The following is a 15,989-nucleotide window of genomic DNA, read 5'->3' on the forward strand; positions in this document are numbered from 1 at the left end:
GGTCGCCGGCCCGGGCGGGACCGCCGAGCCCGGCGCTCCGGTTCACCGCGGCAGGGGGCGGACGCGCAGGGCGCGGCATGCCGGACCGGCGATCTGCGCGCCCTGGTCGGTCAGGTCGAACGCCGAGTGGTGCAGGGGGCACACCAGGCGGGTCGCCGCGGCGTTCACGTGGGCGTGCCGCAGCAGGGCGCCGCGGTGCGGGCAGTGCCCCTCGACGAGCACGCCGTCCCGACCGTGCGGGCCCTCCCACTCCACGGCCACGGTGTCCGCGTCCAGTTGACGCAGCCGGGGCCGGTCGGCCGCCTGCTCCCGGCCGCTCACCGGCCGGCCGCCGCGCGGGCGTGGCGCACCGCCGCCTCGGTGGCGCGGGCGACGGTCGCGCCGGTCAGTTCGATACCGGCCCAGACCCTGCTGAGGTCCGCGCCCTGCTCGCGGTCCCAGGCGCGCAGCGCGGCCACCATCTCGCGGCTGTGGAAGGCGTCGATGTGCAGGTGCTCGGCGTAGTACTGGCCGTTGGCGATGCCCAGCCGGGCGCAGGCCCGGGCGTAGCAGCGGAAGCCGTAGAGCACGCTGGACTCGAAGTAGGCGTACGCGCCGAGGAAGTAGTCGGGGGTGGGCGCCCGGGAGGCGAGCCAGTGGAAGAGGTTGACGTAGGCGAGCGTCTCCTCGCAGGCCCTGGCGGCGTGGTGGAAGGGGTCGGTGGACAGTCCCAGCTCCTCCGCCAGATGCTCGTACAGCCGGGCGTGTTCGCGTGCCTCGTTGCCGCACCCGAACTCGTCGATGAGCACCCGCATCACCGCCATGCGGGCCCGGTGCGTCAGTCGCGGCAGCACACCCAGGTGGGACTGGGACTCGACCAGCCCGTCCACGGCGAACTGCGCGACGACGTGGGTGAACTCGGCCGCCGTGGCGTGCTCGGCGAGGTAGCGCTCGCTGGGTGAGGGATCGTCCTCCTCTTCGCGCAGGCGGTGTTCCAGCGCGTCGAGGAGGTCGCCGAGCGAGTCGAAGGCGGGGGCCGCGTCCGCCAGCGCGTCCGCCTCGGCGCGCGGCCAGTCCGCCTCCAGCGCGAGCAGTTCGGCGTATCCGGCGGCGTCCGGGACGGTCCGGTTGTGCCAGTACAGCCGCTGCTGCGGGGTGGCCGACACCGGCGGCGCGGGGCGCCCGTCCGTCTTCGTGCTCACGGCGCCGCCTCCACCGCCGCGGTGACCGCGGGAGCCCCTTGCGCCGTGGTGTCCGTGCCGATGACACCGCGCGCCACCAGGGCGCGTTTGACGTGCAGGTACCAGTCGTCGCGCAGGATGCCGTACGTCTCGCACGCCTTGTCGACCTCGGCCTGGAGTTCCGGTGCCGGGTGCCGCAGCAGGGCCGTGCACAGGGCCGGTTCCAGGTTGGCCAGCGGTCCGATGAACCCGTCGACGCCGGCGACCAGGGAGAGCAGGTTCTCCCAGCCCTCGAAGACCGGTACGCCCAGGCGGGCCGCCACCAGCCGCCGGGTGAACTCCGGGTCGCCGCTGGACTCCTTCACCCCGATCACCCCCGGGAGCCGGCAGATCCGTGCCAGCGTCTCCGCCTCGATCCGGTTGCCGGACAGGGCCTCCTCGTTGTAGACGAGCACCGGCGGTCCGGCGTCGAGCACCTGCTCGTAGTGGGCGACGATGTCGTCCTGGCCGACGCCCGCCCCGAAGGGAGTGGTGACCGCCACGCCGTCGGCGCCCAGTTCGGCGGCGAGCCGGACGCGGGCCACCACGGCGGCGGTGTCGGGGAGTTGCACACCGGCGATGACCGGCAGGCCGGCGGCCGAACGCACGGTGGCCGTCACCATGTCCCGCCACTGCGCCTCGGTCAGCAGCCAGCCCTCGCCGGAACTGAGGGTCGGCATCAGGGCGGTCACCTCGGCGCGGACCGAGTCGACGAGCCGTGCCACGTCGTCCGCCCGGACCCGGCCCTGCCGGTCGAGCGGGGTGACCAGCGGCACGACCAGGCCGCGGAGCGGGGTGCCGGCGGCGGTCCCGTGGGTGCGGGCGGCGGTCGCGTGGGGGCCGGGTCCCCCGGCGACGCCGGAGCCCGGTCGCGCGGGGGGCTGCTGCGGGGTCTCAGGGTCGGTCATGGTGAGTCCACCTCGTCGTCGGGGCAGGAGATGCGGTCCAGGAGGTCCAGGTCGACGCGGAGGGCCAGCGACTGCCGGTACAGCTCCTCCAAACGCGGGGGGAACGCCTCCTCGGGGCCGTCCGGCGGTGTGCTGAGGAGCGCTTCGGTGCCGGGCCGCCCCCGCAGGCGCGGTGACACGGTGTGCAGCCGGCCGCCGCGGTGCACGGCCGGGGCCAGCAGCAGCGCGTCGGCGATCGGCAGGCCGCTGAGCGCGGTGTCCCGGAGCGCGGTGCGCACGTCACCCTGCCGGAAGCCGAAGCGGGCGATGCGCAGTTCGCTGTGCAGGTTGTCCATGAAGGGGTAGTAGGCGTCCTGCACGGCGCGCGGACGCCGCCAGATCAGGTCGTCGCACAGCCCCACCTGTTCCAGCGTCATGGCCAGCGGGCGGCGCGCCGCCAGGTGCCGGACGAAGAAGTTCTTGCAGGCGGTCCTCGTCCGGTCGTCGGCGCCGTGCATGCCCATGAACAGCGAGGCGTCGATCAGTGTGCCGAGCCCCGGGACGGCCGCCGGGAGCGGGGTGCCCGCCTCACCGCTCATGGTCGGCGGGGTCCAGCGTCTCGCGGATCACCCGCACGGCGGTGGCGAACTGCTCGGGCGGGCGCGCCAGCGCGATCCTGACGTAGCGCTCGCCCCGTCCGGGGTTGTCCCAGTAGAAGTACGTCCCGGGCAGCACGTAGACCTCGGCCTCCAGGAGCCGCGCGTGGACGTCGCTCGCGGTGAGCCCGGAGGGCCGGATGCGCAGCCAGGCGACGCTCGTGTCCACCCGTGCGTCGAGCAACTCCAGTACGGATCCTGGCAGTCCGTCGCGCAGCGTCGCCCGGTTGGTGTCGATGACCTCGCGTATCGAGGCGAAGGAGTCCGTGACGGAGTCCTCGACGTACTGGGTGAGGAAGTTGAGCACGAAGGGCGAGACGTTGAGGAGGACGGAGGTGTGCAGGTTGTACACCTCCTCGTAGATGTCCGCGCTGGGCGTCAGCAGGGCGCACTTGGCGTCCTGGACCGGCCACGTCTTCCCGGTGTCCTCGATGGCGAGGTAGGCGGCCCCGGACTCCTCCAGCATCCGGTACACGTCCGGGCGCTGGGCCAGCCCGTTGTGCAGCGCGAAGGAGGCGAAGCAGAAGTCCAGCACCAGCAGTTTGCGCCGGTCACGGCAGAACCGCAGGACCTCCTGGAACCCGCGGCCCCCGTCGGTGAACAGCGTGAACCCCGTGGGGTTGTTGGGGTCGACCAGGTACAGCACGTCCGTCCGCACCAGACGGGTCAGCTCGGTGTACACGGTGTCCGGGTCCGCGAGCGCGTCCTCGGGCAGCGCGGCGGGCGGCGTCCCGAGGTGCCGCAGGAGGTCCACCAGGTTGTCGAAGCAGGGTTCCACCAGGGAGACGGTGTAGTCGTGCCGACGCAGGTACATCGCCGCGACCATGGTGGACACGCTGGCCGAGTACGACAGCAGGGTGCGGCCGAGTCCGGGCGCGGTGGTCTGGCCGTGCAGGCGGAAGAACGCCTCGGTGAACTGCTGCTCGAAGTGGGCCTGCTGCCGCTCCTCCGACTCGTACCACAGCGCGGGCAGCCTGGAGACGATCTTGTCCTGGCTGTCGGACTGCCGCTGGTGCGTGTGGGCGTCGGCCAGGTTGTACCGGGTGCGCAGAGCCCTGATCTCGTGCTGGGTGAGGTCGATCAAATCCGGGGCTGACATATCCGCTCCTCCGCACAGAACGACATTCGTATGTGGATGACGCCAGGAATGGTAGGGAGCGCGGGCGGCCGGGACCACGCCAGAATTGATGAGGGACCATTGGCGGAGCCGGGCGGCGGGCTATCCGAAAGTACGCTGGTGGAATAGCGAATTCCGCCGATAACCTGCGCGCATGACCTCAAGTGAATCGGGCGGGGCCGGACGGCCGGTGGCGGGAACGGCGCCTTCCAGGGCCACGGGGGCGCTCTGCGCGGCACTCGGCACCGCGCTGGCGGGCACCTCCTTCGTGGCCACCAGTCTGCTGACGCACTACCCGTTCCTGAGCGGCCAGACGCTGCGGTTCGCACTGGGCGCCGTCAGCCTGACGCTGCTGTCCTTCTTCGCGCGCGTGCCCTGGCCACGGCCGACCGGGCGGGAGTGGGCGCTGCTGGCGCTGCTGGCCGGGACCGGACTGGTCGGCTTCAACCTGGCCTCGCTGGCCGCACTGCGTTCCGCCGAGCCCGCCATGCTCGGTGTGATCGTCGGCGCCACTCCGCTGCTGGTGGCGATCGGTGGTCCCCTGCTGAGCGGGCGCCGGGTGTCGGGGCGGCTGGCCGCCTCGGCGGCGCTGGTGGTCACCGGCGCCGCGCTGCTCATCGGCTTCGGGCGCGGCACCCCTGGCGGGTTCGGGTTCTCCCTGCTGGCCCTGCTGGGCGAGGTGTCGTTCACCTTGCTGGCGGTGCCGCTGCTCCCCCGGCTGGGGGCGATCCCGGTGGCGACGTACGTCTGTGTCCTGGCCACCGCCGAGATGGGTGTGCTGACCGCGGCGGTGGAACTGCCCGGCGGGGAGCTGCGCTGGCCGCACCCCCGGGAACTGGCCGCCCTCGGCTACCTGGCGGTGGCGGTGACCGCGGCGGCGTTCATCCTCTACTACCTCGGGCTGCGCGCCCTCGGCCCCGAGGCCACCAGCCTGTTCGCCGGGCTCATCCCGGTCGCGGCGGCGTTCACCGCGCCGATCGTCGGCAGCGGCACGCTGGGCGCGGCCCAGGTCACCGGCAGTCTGCTGGTCGGTACGGGACTCAGCGCGGGCCTGTCCGCGCCGGCCCGGGACACCGGACCCGCGCCGGGGGCGTCCTCGCCCGGGGTACCGGTGGCGGCTCCGGCAGAGCCGAAAGTGCCGGCACCGACGGCGGATGACGACCGCTGAACATTCGTCATTTCGCCCGGTACCGGGCCAGGAGGAGCATTCCTAGCATGGGGGGCCAGGTCCCCCGGTGGACCGAACCCGGCTTCCCGGCGCCACCGCGCCGCGTCTCCTTCCCCCTCCTGTGAGGATGCGAATCCATGGCCACCACGCACGTCGTCCTCAGCGCCGCAGACCTTCCGGACCACTGGTACAACATCGTTCCCGACCTGCCGGCGAGCCCGCCGCCCGCCCTGCACCCGCAGACGCTGGAGCCGCTGCGTCCCGAGGACCTCGCCCAGCTGCTGCCCCAGGGCGTCATCGAGCAGGAGTTCTCCGAGGAGCGCTGGATCGAGATCCCGGACCGGGTGCGGGAGCTGTACCAGATCTGGCGGCCCTCCCCGCTGCACCGGGCGACGCGGCTGGAGCGCGCGCTGGACACCCCGGCCCGTATCTACTTCAAGTACGAGGGTGTGTCCCCCGCGGGCTCCCACAAGCCCAACACCGCCATCGCGCAGGCGTACTACGCCGCCGAGGACGGGGTGCGCCGGCTGACCAGCGAGACGGGGGCCGGGCAGTGGGGCTCCGCGCTGTCCTTCGCGGGCTCGCTGTTCGGCCTGGAGGTCACCGTCTACATGGTGCGCTCCTCCTTCCAGCAGAAGCCCTACCGGCGGATCCTGATGGAGACCTGGGGCGCCGAGGTGCACCCGTCGCCCAGCGCGCTCACGGAGGCCGGCCGCGAGGTGCTGGCCCGGACGCCGGACTCCCCGGGCTCGATCGGCATCGCCATCAGCGAGGCGGTGCAGGACGCGCTCAGCCGCGAGGACACCCGCTTCGCGCTCGGCTCGATCTCCAACAACGTGCTGATCCACCAGTCGGTGATCGGCCTGGAGGCCAAGAAGCAGCTGGAGATCGCCGACGACTACCCCGATGTCGTGGTGGGCTGCGTCGGCGGCGGCTCCGGCTACGCGGGCCTGTCCTACCCGTTCCTGTACGACACCCTGACCGGCAAGCGTTCCGGTACCCGCTTCGTGGCGGTCGAGCCGAGTGCCTGCCCCAGCCTGACCCGGGGCACCTACGCCTACGACTACCCGGACACCGCCTCGCTCGGCCCGGTGCTGCCGATGTTCACCCTCGGCCACAACTTCATGCCCGCCCCCATCCACGCCGGCGGTCTGCGTCACCACGGCAGCTCCCCGACCATGGGCACGCTGGTGCAGCACGGCCACGTGCAGGCGCGCTCGGTGTCGCAGACCGACATCTTCAGCGCGGCGGTGCTCTTCGCGCGCAACGAGGGGTTCGTGATGGCTCCGGAGTCCGCGCACGGTGTCCGTGGGGCGATCGACGAGGCGCTGGCCGCGCGGGAGGCGGGAGAGGCGCGGGCGATCCTCGTGCACGTCTCCGGGCACGGCAACTTCGACATGGCGGCCTACGACTCCTACCTGGCCCACACGCTGACGGACCACGAGCCGGACCAGGCGGAGATCGAACGGGCCCTCGGCGAGCTGCCTTCGGCGAAGGTCCCGGTCTGAGACGGGCCCCCGGACCGCGCACCGGCCGTGGGTGCGCGGCCCGGGGGCCGCGGCGCGACCGCGCTCAGTCGACCAGCCCCACCTCGACCGCGTGCAGTGCCGCCTCGACGCGGTTGCGCAGCCCCAGTTTGGCCAGCAGGTTCTGCACGTGGGACTTCACGGTGCTCTCGCTGAGCGTGAGTTGCGCGGAGATCTCGGCGTTGGTGCGGCCCCGGCCGAGCAGGCGCAGCACGTCGTACTCGCGGGGCGTGAGCGGGTACGGGGCCGAGGCACAGGCCGGCCTCGGGAAGTGGGACGGGGTGAGGGCCGCCGGCAGCCGGCGCTCGGCCGGCCCGGCCGGGGGGACGGGCGCCGGGAAGAGGGAGTAGCCGGCCACGAGCATGTGCAGCGCGGCCACCAGGTCGTCGACCTGCGCGCTGCGCAGCAGTGTTCCGTCGACGTCCTTGCCGATGAGGCCTATCGCCGCGGAGTCGCAGACGGTGTCGCTGACCAGTGCCAGCACCTTGCCCTGCCAGTCCTTGGCCTCCCGCAGCGCCGCGGAGGAGCCGGTGGGGCTCTCCACGGTGTGGACGACGACGTGCGGCTTGGTCTCCGCCATCAGCGCCACCGCCTCGTGGTGGTCGCGTGCCTCGGCCACGACGTCGATACCGGGCGCGCAACGCAGCACCGCCCCGAGACCGCTCCGCGTGATCGGCGACGCGTCCAGAATGAGGACGCGAATGACAGTGGGCTCTGAAGATCGTTCCGACTTTAAGTTCTCCACGTCCCGATTCCCCCGTCTTTTCCTGAAGTGGATCTCCACCTGTATAGCGCGGTCGAATTCACATTGGTGCAGGAACCCCGAGGTGGAAGGATAGACGACCGGCTGCCGAATACCACCGGTGGGACGGGATGCGGTCCGGGGGACTCCAGGCATGGCGTGTTTCCCGCGTGACCGCCGGGGCGTGGGCAGAGGCGGGGCCGCCGGCACGGGACGACGGACCGCTCCCCCGGGTCCGGGCACGGCCGCGCGACCCGCACTCCCATGCCGGGACGGGATCGCGGTCACCGGCGTCGCGGCGGACGGCGCTCCGGGCACGGCGACCGTGTCGCGGGCCGACGCGTCCCGGTCGTCCGGGGTGACCGCCGGCAGGCCCGGACCTGGGCGCCACTCTGTCCGAAACATGGCCAAAATCTGGCGGAAACCTTGCCGCAGCGATCCGGACAGGTCCGGAAGGAGCGGCTGCGGGCACCCCGTCCCGGTGCGCGGAAGCACGGACCGGCAATTGCCGGAACCTCCCCCGCGTTGCCCGCATCTACCTGTGCGGTGAGGCAGGAGCGGAGGCACCGGGTCCCGCAGGGGTGCCTTCACCAGGGGGTTCCTCATGGCACGGCGGACACTGGCGGTCTCCGTTCTCGGGCTGACGGTACTGCTGGGAACCGCGGCCTGCGGCAGCGATCACGGCTCGTCCGACGCCCGGCCCGCCGCGTGCCGGACGTCCCAGCTCGGCTGGAAGGTGACCCGGCTGCCCTCCGGGCAGCGGAACGCGCCGGCGGCCACGCTCAGCGCCGAGAACAAGGGAACGAAGGCCTGCGCCTTCGACGGCTACCCGGCCATCGACGTGTACGTCGGCAAGGGGCCGTCGGCCGACGGCAGGCCGAAGAAGGGGGCCGCACCGGTCCGCCTGGAGCTGGACCCGGGCCGCACCGTCGACTTCCCCCTCTTCTACGAGGTGACGGCCGCCCGGGGCGCCGACTGCGAGGTCTCGGCCGAGTACGACCCCGGCATCACGGTGACTCCCCCGCACACCCGGGACGGTTCCCTGGTGAAGATGACGGATGCCAAGGGGCGTCATGTGCGGGCGCAGGTGTGCGGCACCGACATCGAACTGGCCTCACCTCAACTGCGCTGATCGGCAAGCGCGTTGACGACAAGCACGACAACCGTGGTGTGCGCCGTGCGGCGACTGTGTGATCATGGCCGCCGCGACCGCTGACCACGGTCGTCCGACAGCCGCCGCACGGCGGCACGGGGGAACTCACCGGGGGCGCGCCACGAGCGCGGCGCGGGCCGTCGGCGCAGGAGCACGCGCGCGGGCCGCGACAGCGGTTTTTCGCCGGTCGCACGGCTGCCGCCGTCCTCCGAGTCCCCGTACCGCCGTCCGGCCCGCTTCCGTAGGAGAGACAAGAAGTGCGAGACAGACGAATACGTTCCGGGGCCGTGACGGCGCTGAGCGCGGCGCTCCTCCTGGGCAACGCCGCGGCGGCCCGGGCGGGCACCACGGGCCCCGTCCCGGGCGGCACCGAACCGAGCGCGCCGCCCCGGCCCGCCGCGTCGGCGGAGCCGCACGGCCCCGGGGCCGCACCGACGCCCCCGGCCGAGCCCACCCCGGTGCCGGCCCCCGACTCCGCCTGGACGGCCGAGGACGCCGTCCGCTTCTGGACACCCGAGCGCATGGCCGCGGCCACCGACCCGGCGGGCCGCGCCGCCCCGCCGAAGACCGCGGTGGCGGCCCGGCAGCCGGGTTCCGTCACCGGCATGACCGCCCAGCACTTCAAGGGCATCAAGTCCGTCGGCACGATCTTCAGCACCAGCGCGGGACTGAAGGGCCACCGCTGTTCGGCCAGTGTGGTGCGCAGCAGTGGCCACAACCTGATCCTGACCGCGGGGCACTGTGTCGGCGCGAACTCGATGTTCGTGCCCATGTACGACCACACCAAGAGCGCGGCCCAGCAGCCGTACGGGGTCTGGGCGGTGGACAAGTGGTTCCGTGACAAGCGGTACGCCTCGGACAAGAGCAAGAACTCCGACCTGGACTACGCCTTCGCGAGCCTGAAGCCCGCCGGCAGCAAGAAGGTCCAGGAAGTCGTCGGCGCCAACGCCCTGGCCCGCACGCCGGGTTATGCGAACAAGGTGACCGTCGTCGGCTACCCGAAGGTCGCGCACAACCCGCAGGACCAACCGGTCCGCTGCCCCCACGTCTCCACGACCGCGCTGTCCGGCTACTACCAGATGCAGATCGACTGCGCGGGCATGTGGGGCGGGGTCTCCGGCGGGCCGTGGTTCTCCGCCCTCGACGCCTCCGGCAACACCGGCACGATCACCGGGAACGTGGGCGGCTTCATGCAGGGCGGCCCGGACGTGCCGCAGACCGACCACCGGTACAACGAGATCAGCTACAGCCCGCTGTACGGCGACCGCTTCTTCAAGCTGTACGCCGACGCCCAGCAGGGCCGAAACCCCGACTACGGCCCCTACCGGCAGCCGCGCCTGCCCTACACCATGGGAGCCGGCGCGGCCTGGAAGCACGTCAAGCTGATGGCGTCGGGCGACTTCCGGGGCAACGGCCACAGCGACATGGTCGCGATCCGGGACGACGGCGGGGTCACCCTCTACGACAGCGACGGCAAGGGCCGCTTCACCGGCGAGCGGCGGCTGCTCGGCAAGAACGACACCTGGAAGCACGCGGTGACCGTCACGGCGGGCGACTTCGCCGGCTCCGACCAGTTCGACCTGCTGGTGCGTTGGAGCGACGGTGAGGTGACGCTGTACGGCGATGTCGCCGACAAGGGCCTGAACCGGGCCGGCACGCAGATGATCAAGCCGAACGCCACCTGGAAGAAAGCCACGCAGATCGCGGCGGGCCGCTTCGGCTCCTCCGCGCACGTCACCGACCTGATCGTCCGCTGGGCCGATGGTGAGGTCACCCTCTACACCGGCGTCGGCGCCGGCAACTTCGGCCACGAGCACAAGCTCAAGGACGCGAACAGCACCTGGCGGAGCGCCACCCTCCTCACCGCCGGCGAGTACTCGGGCAACGCCAGGTGGGACCTCATGGTGCGCTGGACCGACGGCGAACTCGACCAGTACGCCGGCACCGGCACGTCGGGCCTGGGCAAGGAGCAGCGTCTGCTGAACAAGAACGCCCTCTGGACGCACGACACGGTCATGACGACCGGCGAGTTCACCGGCAACGGCCGCACAGACGACCTCGTCGTCCGCTGGTCCGACGGCGAGACCACGATGTACACGGACACCCGCGCCGCCCACCTGGGCACCGAGGACACCCTCGTCCACGCCGCCTGCTGCTGAACCGGCACGCCTCTTCACCACCTGATGGAGTCACACATGACGCAGTCCTCGCGGCGTGCACGTGCGCTGTCGTCCGCCGTCGCCTCGGCGATCGCCGTCGCCCTGACCGCTGTCGGCGCCGGCGCCGCTCGCGCCGATGCCCCTGTGCCGGCCGGGCCGGCGGACAGGGTTGCCGGGACCGGCGTCGCGGCCGGGCAGCACAAGCCGACCGCGACGGCGCCGTTGTTCTTCCTCTCCGGGATGCTGCCGTCCGGCCAGATGTACGTCTACCTGCCCGACGGCAAGGGTGGCTTCGACGACCGGTCGGGCGCCTACGTCTGGCCGCATCTCAAGTACGGCGTTTCGATCGACCCCGATCTGACCGGTTACCAGGACGGTGAATACCACGTCATGGACGACGGCACGGTGAACCTCTGGCGTGGCGGGCACGTGAAGAAGATGGCCACCGGTTGGGGCCGGTACAACGCGGTCTTCTCCCCCGGCACCCTGAGCGGTGCCAAGCACCCGGACCTGCTGGCCCGCGACAAGCAGGGCGTCCTGTGGCGCGTCCCGACCAAGGCGGGCGGCTCCCTGTCGGCACGCGTCGAGGTCGGCACCGGCTGGGACCGGTACAGCCAGATCACCGGCCAGGGCGACCTGACGGGCGACCGCGAGCCGGATGTCGTCGCCCGCGACAAGCGGGGTGTCCTGTGGCTGTACAAGGGAACGGGTGACGCGCGGAAGCCGTTCGCGTCCCGTGTGCGGGTGGGGAGCGGCTGGAACCGGTACGACAAGCTGGTGGCCACGGGCGACGTCGACGCGGACGGCCACAGCGATCTGCTCGCCCGCGACCCCCAGGGAAAGCTGTGGCTGCTCAAGGGGACGGGCAGAGCGGCCGCGTTCTTCAAGCCCCGGGTCACAATCGGAACCGGATTCAACCAGTACCGCGCCCTCTTCTAGACGAGCCGGCACGGGGGGCCGTCGGTGGCTCTCCCCAACCAGCGCCGTCCTGACGGAGACTGCCGTCGGGGGTCGTGCTGGGGCGTGCCATCATGATCATGCCATCGGGGGGAGGCGGTTCGGCTCGTAAGCTGTCCCCTGCGGAAGCAGGAAGGGCAGTGCATGAAGTCGGTACTCGTCAAGGCGTCCGCCGCCGCCATCGTCATCGGATCGCTCGCGGCCTGCGGCGGCGGATCAGGAGGCACGAACTCCTCCGGGCACGGGAAGACACCTCCCGTGCACGAGGTGACGTCGGCGCCCTCGCCGAAGCTCGAGGTGCCGGCCGGCTATGACACTTCGAAGGGTTGGCAGCTCTCCGGGAAACAGGTCGGTACGTACGCCGTGCTGCCGCACGCCGGTGCGATGGCGACGATGACCAGCGCGGGGTCCGCCTACCGGGTGACCGTGCGCGACGCCGCGACGGGCCGGGTCCGCTGGACCGGCAAGCCGTTCCGCGACCTCTCCGAGGGCGAGACGCCCGGCCTGGTCGTCGTCACCGTGGGCGGCAAGGACCACCTGGTGACCTGGTCGCGGGGCGCGAAGGGCGGGGACGCCCTGTCCAAGGCCAAGCAGGTCTACGCCGTGGACGTCTACGCCGCCGACGGCTCCGGCGACGCGGTCGGGCCCGTGCACCATGTCGAGGTCCCGGCGACCGACTTCGGGACCGGCCGGGTCACGAGCGCGGGGGAACGGCTCCTGATACCCGTCACGGACAAGCGCGAGGTCGCCCTCGACGTGACCACCGGCCGGACCACGGCGTACGACACGGATTCCCTGAAGGTGCCGGGGTGCTCGTCATGCACCTACGGCAACGAGATCGCGGCCCTGACGGAACGTGACCCGGTGGTGCGCAACGAGGGCGAGGGCGCCTTCGGCATCCCCGGCTCCTGGGACGACGACCGTGTCGCGCCGGCCGAGGCCGATCCCGCGACCGGAATGGTGTGGCCGGGCAGCGGCACCCACCTCATCGCCCGCTGGGAGGAGAAGAACAGCGGCAGCCACAACGTGTGGGCGGTGCTCGACGGTGCGACCGGCCGGGTCCAGGCCTCCGTGCTGTGCGCCAAGCCGTCCATCGGGACGGGGGAAGCCCCCGGCTCCGCGCTGTCCCCGAACGGCCGCTACCTCGTCTCCGAGCACCTCGCCGTCGACCTCGGGTCGAAGAAGGCGTACTGCTTCGAGGAGACCGGCGACAGCAAGCCCCTGATCTTTACCTCCGTCACCGACGACGGCCTCGCCTACGGCACCTCGCTGACGACGGGCAACAGCCTCACCGGGACCACGGCCCCCGTCCAGCTCCCGCTGGCCGCGGGCTCCCCGAAGGCCTTGGCCGGGGATGAGCGGACACCGGTCGCCGACTTCGACGGGGTCGGCGTCTTCACGCACAGTGAGGGCAACGTGCCGTACCTGGTCGTCTACCCGCGCAACGGGTAGCCGTCCGTCCGTGGGTCAGGGGACCGCGGAAAGCTCCGATTCCCTGACCCACGGCTGGAGGAGCGGGCTCCCGACCGATCAGTCGCCGGTGTTGGTGGCCCACAACGGACCGCCGGACGCGGCGTAGACGACCAGGTTGCCGTCGTCCTGGACGGCGAGGTAGGCGCCCGGGTGACCCCACGTTCCCGTCGCCCACAGGGGGCGGCCGGAGCCGTCGTAGACGACGAAGTTGCCGTCGGACTGCATGACGGCCGAGGCGCCGGAGGGCCACGAGCCGACGCCTTGCCACGCCGCGTGACCGTCCTTGTAGAGGACCAGGTTGCCGTCCTGCTGTAGCCGCAGCACGGTCCGTCCGCTGCCGGAGGTCCACGCGCCGTTGCGGTAGAGCGTCGCGCCCGAGGAGAAACGGGCGTCCCCGAGCGCACGGGCGGCGACGGGGTGACCATCCGGTGCGGTGGCGGCAGCGGCGGCTCCCGCCGCGGACACTCCCGTCAGCGTGAGCGCGGCGGTCGCCGCGGCAACGGAAATCATGGATGCCATCCTGCTCATGCGGATGTTCCCTTCTGGCGACGGGGAATTTCCCCGCCACGAGAAGGACACTTTCACGCGGACTTCACCGTCACAAGAGACCGGAACGGGCCACTGGTTCATTACTCGACCATGCCCGGAAAACGTGCCCGGAAAACGATGTCTGGAATCGGCTCGGCCCGCAAGCAGAAGAAACGTCTTCCGTATTTCTATTACTTTCGTTCGGCGTTCACGAATTCCTTTCTGGTTCGTCTTCGTCCCCGGCCGCCGCGCACCGCGGGCCGACGGGCGCCGCGCCACGGGAAGTACCGCGCCATGTCGCGTGTGTCATGGACGGGAACGGGCGGTGGGCGGCGCAGAGGGAACCGCCCCGGACGTCCGGGCACCGGGCCGCGGAGACGACGGTGATCGACGTGATCGAGGCCGCCCACGCCGCCGGGGTGGCCTGGTTGAGCCTGTACGCGTTCTCCACGGAGAACTGGAGCCGGCCGGACGGCGAGGTCGATTTCCTGATGGGGCTGGTGCGCCGGGCGGTGCGCAAACACGCCCCCTTGCTGCACGCGCGGCAGATCCGGCGCCGCTTCCTCGGCATGACCGATGCCCGGATCCCCGCGGGCCCGGCCCGAGACATCGCCGATCTGACGACACTGACCAGCCGGAACCGCGGGATGACGCTGACCGTCGCCTTCGACCACGGGGGCCGCCGGGACATCGTCGAGGCCGCGCGATCGCTGATCCGCAGCGGAGTACCGGCCGACGCGGTGGACGAGCGGAGTTTCGCCGCCCATCTTCCCTTTCCCGACACCCCTGACGTCGATCTGGTCATCCGCACCTCCGGCGAGCAGCGGATCTCGAATTTCATGCTGTGGCAGGTCGCCTACGCCGAATGGGTCTTTCCACCGGTGCTGTGGCCGGACTTCCGCGCCCCGCATTTCATCGAGTGCCTGCACGCATACCGGCGACGGGACCGCCGTTTCGGCGGCGTACCCACGGATCAGAACGGAGAACACCGACCGTGACCGATTCAGAGCCCGGCCGGATCCCGAATGCCGAGGGACCCCTCTTCGGTCCCGGCTCGCAGTTCAACGCGATGTTCAACGAGCCGCGTTGGGCGTTGGCGATGGTCCGGGCGACCGTGCTGGAGGCGGCTCACCCGCAGATCGGGGCCGCGCTGCTGGACAACTCCACGTTCGTCGCCCATGCCTGGCGGCGGCTGCGCAACACCTTCCTGAGCATGCAGCGCATGTTCGGCGCCGACGAGCAGGTGCGGCAACGGGAGGCGGCACGGCTCAACCGCCTGCACGCACGCCTGAACGGCACCGACGCCCGCAACCGGCCCTACGACGCGATGACCCCCGCCGTGCGGGCCTGGGTGGTGGCGACCCTGTTCGAGAGCGCCGTCACCATGTGCCGGCTGAGCGGACAGCCCCTGGAACAGGGAGCCATGGAGCGGTTGTACGCCGAGTTCCAGGCGTTCCCGGCCGCCATGGGGGACGACGCCGGCCACCTGCCGCCCACGCTCGACGCGTTCTGGCCCTACTACGACCGGGTCGTCGCGGAGGAGCTGGAGAACACGGAGGCGATGCGGATCATCCTGTACAAGCTCTTCGACCACCTGCCCGCTCCTCCCCTGCTGCACGGGCTTCCCACGCTGTGGGCGGTCGGCCGCACCGTCGCGGGCCCGGTCATCGGAGCGATCACCGTGGCCTCCCTCCCGGAACCGTTCCGCCGGCGGGCCGGAGATGCCCGGTGTCCACACGCTGATGCAGAGCGCCTACCTGGCCGCCGGCCTGGCCCGGTTCCTGCCCGACGGCTGGATCCGTAGCGAGGGGATCACCGACCTCCTCGCGCTGTCGCCCGACAGCGACGACGCCCGGGCGAGGACGATCGCCGCCCTGCGCGAACGGATGAAGCGCGCCGGAGTGCTCATCCGGCTCATCACTCCGCTCCCCCCGGAGCCGGAGGCCGCCTCGGCGGGCGGGGCGCGGCGCACCGCCGGGGAGTCCTTCCGGGAGGTTCTCGACCAGACCGGCGACGGTTACCTGGACTGGCCCGACCTCGCCGCCATGGCCCGCGAACTGTCCAGCCGCCTCGACCTGGACGAACCCGAGGAGACCAGGCTCTACAACGCCTACGCCGACTGGTGGCGCGAACTCCAGGCGGCCCTCGACACCGACGGTGACGGCCGCGTCAGTGCCGACGAGTACGCCGGCGCGGTGCCCTCCCTGGCCGGCCCCGCCCTGATCCGGGTCGCCGAGGTTCTCTTCGACGTCACCGACAGGAACGGTGACCAGCGCATCGACGCGGACGAACACCGCGCCCTGTTCCGCACCGCCTTCCACCGCGACACCGGTGACACCGGTGACACCGGTGACACCGACGGCGCCTACACCCGCAGCGCCTTCGTCAACGACTTTCGGCGCCCTCCTCGAACCGGGTGTGGTG

General features: G+C 71.7%; 14 protein-coding genes and 1 pseudogene. 8 read left to right on the forward strand and 7 right to left on the reverse strand.

The annotated features are described in order from the left end of the window. Nucleotides 1-42: 42 nt before the first annotated feature. Genes ACIQVT_RS12820 through ACIQVT_RS12840 form a run of 5 tightly spaced genes read right to left on the reverse strand, consistent with a single transcriptional unit; the run spans nt 43 to nt 3,841 of the window. On the reverse strand, nt 43-321 hold the full coding sequence (locus ACIQVT_RS12820; protein WP_403751342.1) for a Rieske 2Fe-2S domain-containing protein: 279 nt from the start codon (nt 319-321) through the stop codon (nt 43-45). Then, nucleotides 318-1,181 carry an iron-containing redox enzyme family protein gene (locus tag ACIQVT_RS12825; protein ID WP_403751344.1) on the reverse strand — a complete coding sequence of 288 codons (864 nt, stop codon included), beginning with the start codon at nt 1,179-1,181 and terminating at the stop codon, nt 318-320. The genes ACIQVT_RS12820 and ACIQVT_RS12825 overlap by 4 nt, the downstream gene beginning before the upstream one ends. Continuing rightward, the gene (locus ACIQVT_RS12830; protein ID WP_403751346.1) at nt 1,178-2,107 is read right to left on the reverse strand and encodes a dihydrodipicolinate synthase family protein; all 930 of its coding nucleotides are present in this window, start codon (nt 2,105-2,107) and stop codon (nt 1,178-1,180) included. Before ACIQVT_RS12830 ends, ACIQVT_RS12825 begins: the two co-directional genes overlap by 4 nt. Then, nucleotides 2,104-2,685, reverse strand: coding sequence for a DUF6190 family protein (locus tag ACIQVT_RS12835; protein WP_403751348.1), 582 nt, complete (start codon nt 2,683-2,685; stop codon nt 2,104-2,106). The genes ACIQVT_RS12830 and ACIQVT_RS12835 overlap by 4 nt, the downstream gene beginning before the upstream one ends. Further along, nucleotides 2,675-3,841, reverse strand: a complete 1,167-nt coding sequence (locus ACIQVT_RS12840) for an aminotransferase class I/II-fold pyridoxal phosphate-dependent enzyme (RefSeq protein ID WP_403751350.1) — start codon at nt 3,839-3,841, stop codon at nt 2,675-2,677. The genes ACIQVT_RS12835 and ACIQVT_RS12840 overlap by 11 nt, the downstream gene beginning before the upstream one ends. A 172-nt stretch (nt 3,842-4,013) precedes the next feature. On the opposite strand from ACIQVT_RS12840, the gene ACIQVT_RS12845 reads away from it, so the two are divergent. Both ACIQVT_RS12845 and ACIQVT_RS12850 read left to right on the forward strand, forming a co-directional pair. Then, nucleotides 4,014-5,027 carry a DMT family transporter gene (locus ACIQVT_RS12845; protein ID WP_403751352.1) on the forward strand — a complete coding sequence of 338 codons (1,014 nt, stop codon included), beginning with the start codon at nt 4,014-4,016 and terminating at the stop codon, nt 5,025-5,027. Nucleotides 5,028-5,164: 137 nt separating this feature from the next. Further along, the gene (locus tag ACIQVT_RS12850; protein WP_403751354.1) at nt 5,165-6,535 is read left to right on the forward strand and encodes a TrpB-like pyridoxal phosphate-dependent enzyme; all 1,371 of its coding nucleotides are present in this window, start codon (nt 5,165-5,167) and stop codon (nt 6,533-6,535) included. Nucleotides 6,536-6,599: 64 nt separating this feature from the next. Here the strand turns inward: ACIQVT_RS12850 and ACIQVT_RS12855 are convergent, their stop codons facing one another. Further along, nucleotides 6,600-7,172 carry a response regulator transcription factor gene (locus ACIQVT_RS12855; RefSeq protein WP_403751356.1) on the reverse strand — a complete coding sequence of 191 codons (573 nt, stop codon included), beginning with the start codon at nt 7,170-7,172 and terminating at the stop codon, nt 6,600-6,602. A 727-nt stretch (nt 7,173-7,899) separates the two neighbouring features. On the opposite strand from ACIQVT_RS12855, the gene ACIQVT_RS12860 reads away from it, so the two are divergent. The 4 genes from ACIQVT_RS12860 to ACIQVT_RS12875 all read left to right on the forward strand — a co-directional run bounded on the left by ACIQVT_RS12860 (nt 7,900) and on the right by ACIQVT_RS12875 (nt 13,016). Then, on the forward strand, nt 7,900-8,427 hold the full coding sequence (locus tag ACIQVT_RS12860) for a DUF4232 domain-containing protein (RefSeq protein WP_403751358.1): 528 nt from the start codon (nt 7,900-7,902) through the stop codon (nt 8,425-8,427). Between the two features lie 308 nt (nt 8,428-8,735). Further along, the gene (locus ACIQVT_RS12865; RefSeq protein WP_403751360.1) at nt 8,736-10,607 is read left to right on the forward strand and encodes a trypsin-like serine peptidase; all 1,872 of its coding nucleotides are present in this window, start codon (nt 8,736-8,738) and stop codon (nt 10,605-10,607) included. Between the two features lie 36 nt (nt 10,608-10,643). Then, on the forward strand, nt 10,644-11,546 hold the full coding sequence (locus ACIQVT_RS12870; RefSeq protein ID WP_403751362.1) for an FG-GAP repeat domain-containing protein: 903 nt from the start codon (nt 10,644-10,646) through the stop codon (nt 11,544-11,546). Nucleotides 11,547-11,708: 162 nt separating this feature from the next. After that, nucleotides 11,709-13,016 (forward strand): hypothetical protein, encoded by a 1,308-nt coding sequence (locus ACIQVT_RS12875; protein ID WP_403751364.1) that lies wholly within the window; start codon nt 11,709-11,711, stop codon nt 13,014-13,016. Between the two features lie 78 nt (nt 13,017-13,094). On the opposite strand, the gene ACIQVT_RS12880 is transcribed toward ACIQVT_RS12875, so the two are convergent. Next, the gene (locus ACIQVT_RS12880) at nt 13,095-13,547 is read right to left on the reverse strand and encodes a hypothetical protein (RefSeq protein ID WP_403751366.1); all 453 of its coding nucleotides are present in this window, start codon (nt 13,545-13,547) and stop codon (nt 13,095-13,097) included. Between the two features lie 326 nt (nt 13,548-13,873). Between ACIQVT_RS12880 and uppS the strand changes: the two genes are divergently transcribed. Both uppS and ACIQVT_RS12890 read left to right on the forward strand, forming a co-directional pair. Continuing rightward, nucleotides 13,874-14,563, forward strand: a complete 690-nt coding sequence (gene uppS / locus ACIQVT_RS12885; RefSeq protein ID WP_403751791.1) for a polyprenyl diphosphate synthase — start codon at nt 13,874-13,876, stop codon at nt 14,561-14,563. A gap of 71 nt (nt 14,564-14,634) precedes the next feature. Beyond that, nucleotides 14,635-15,961 (forward strand): annotated as a pseudogene (locus ACIQVT_RS12890) (oxygenase MpaB family protein); the annotation flags it as partial. Nucleotides 15,962-15,989 lie beyond the last annotated feature (28 nt).

The organism is Streptomyces sp. NPDC100445 (assembly GCF_044759735.1).
Taxonomy (GTDB): Bacteria; Actinomycetota; Actinomycetes; order Streptomycetales; family Streptomycetaceae; genus Streptomyces.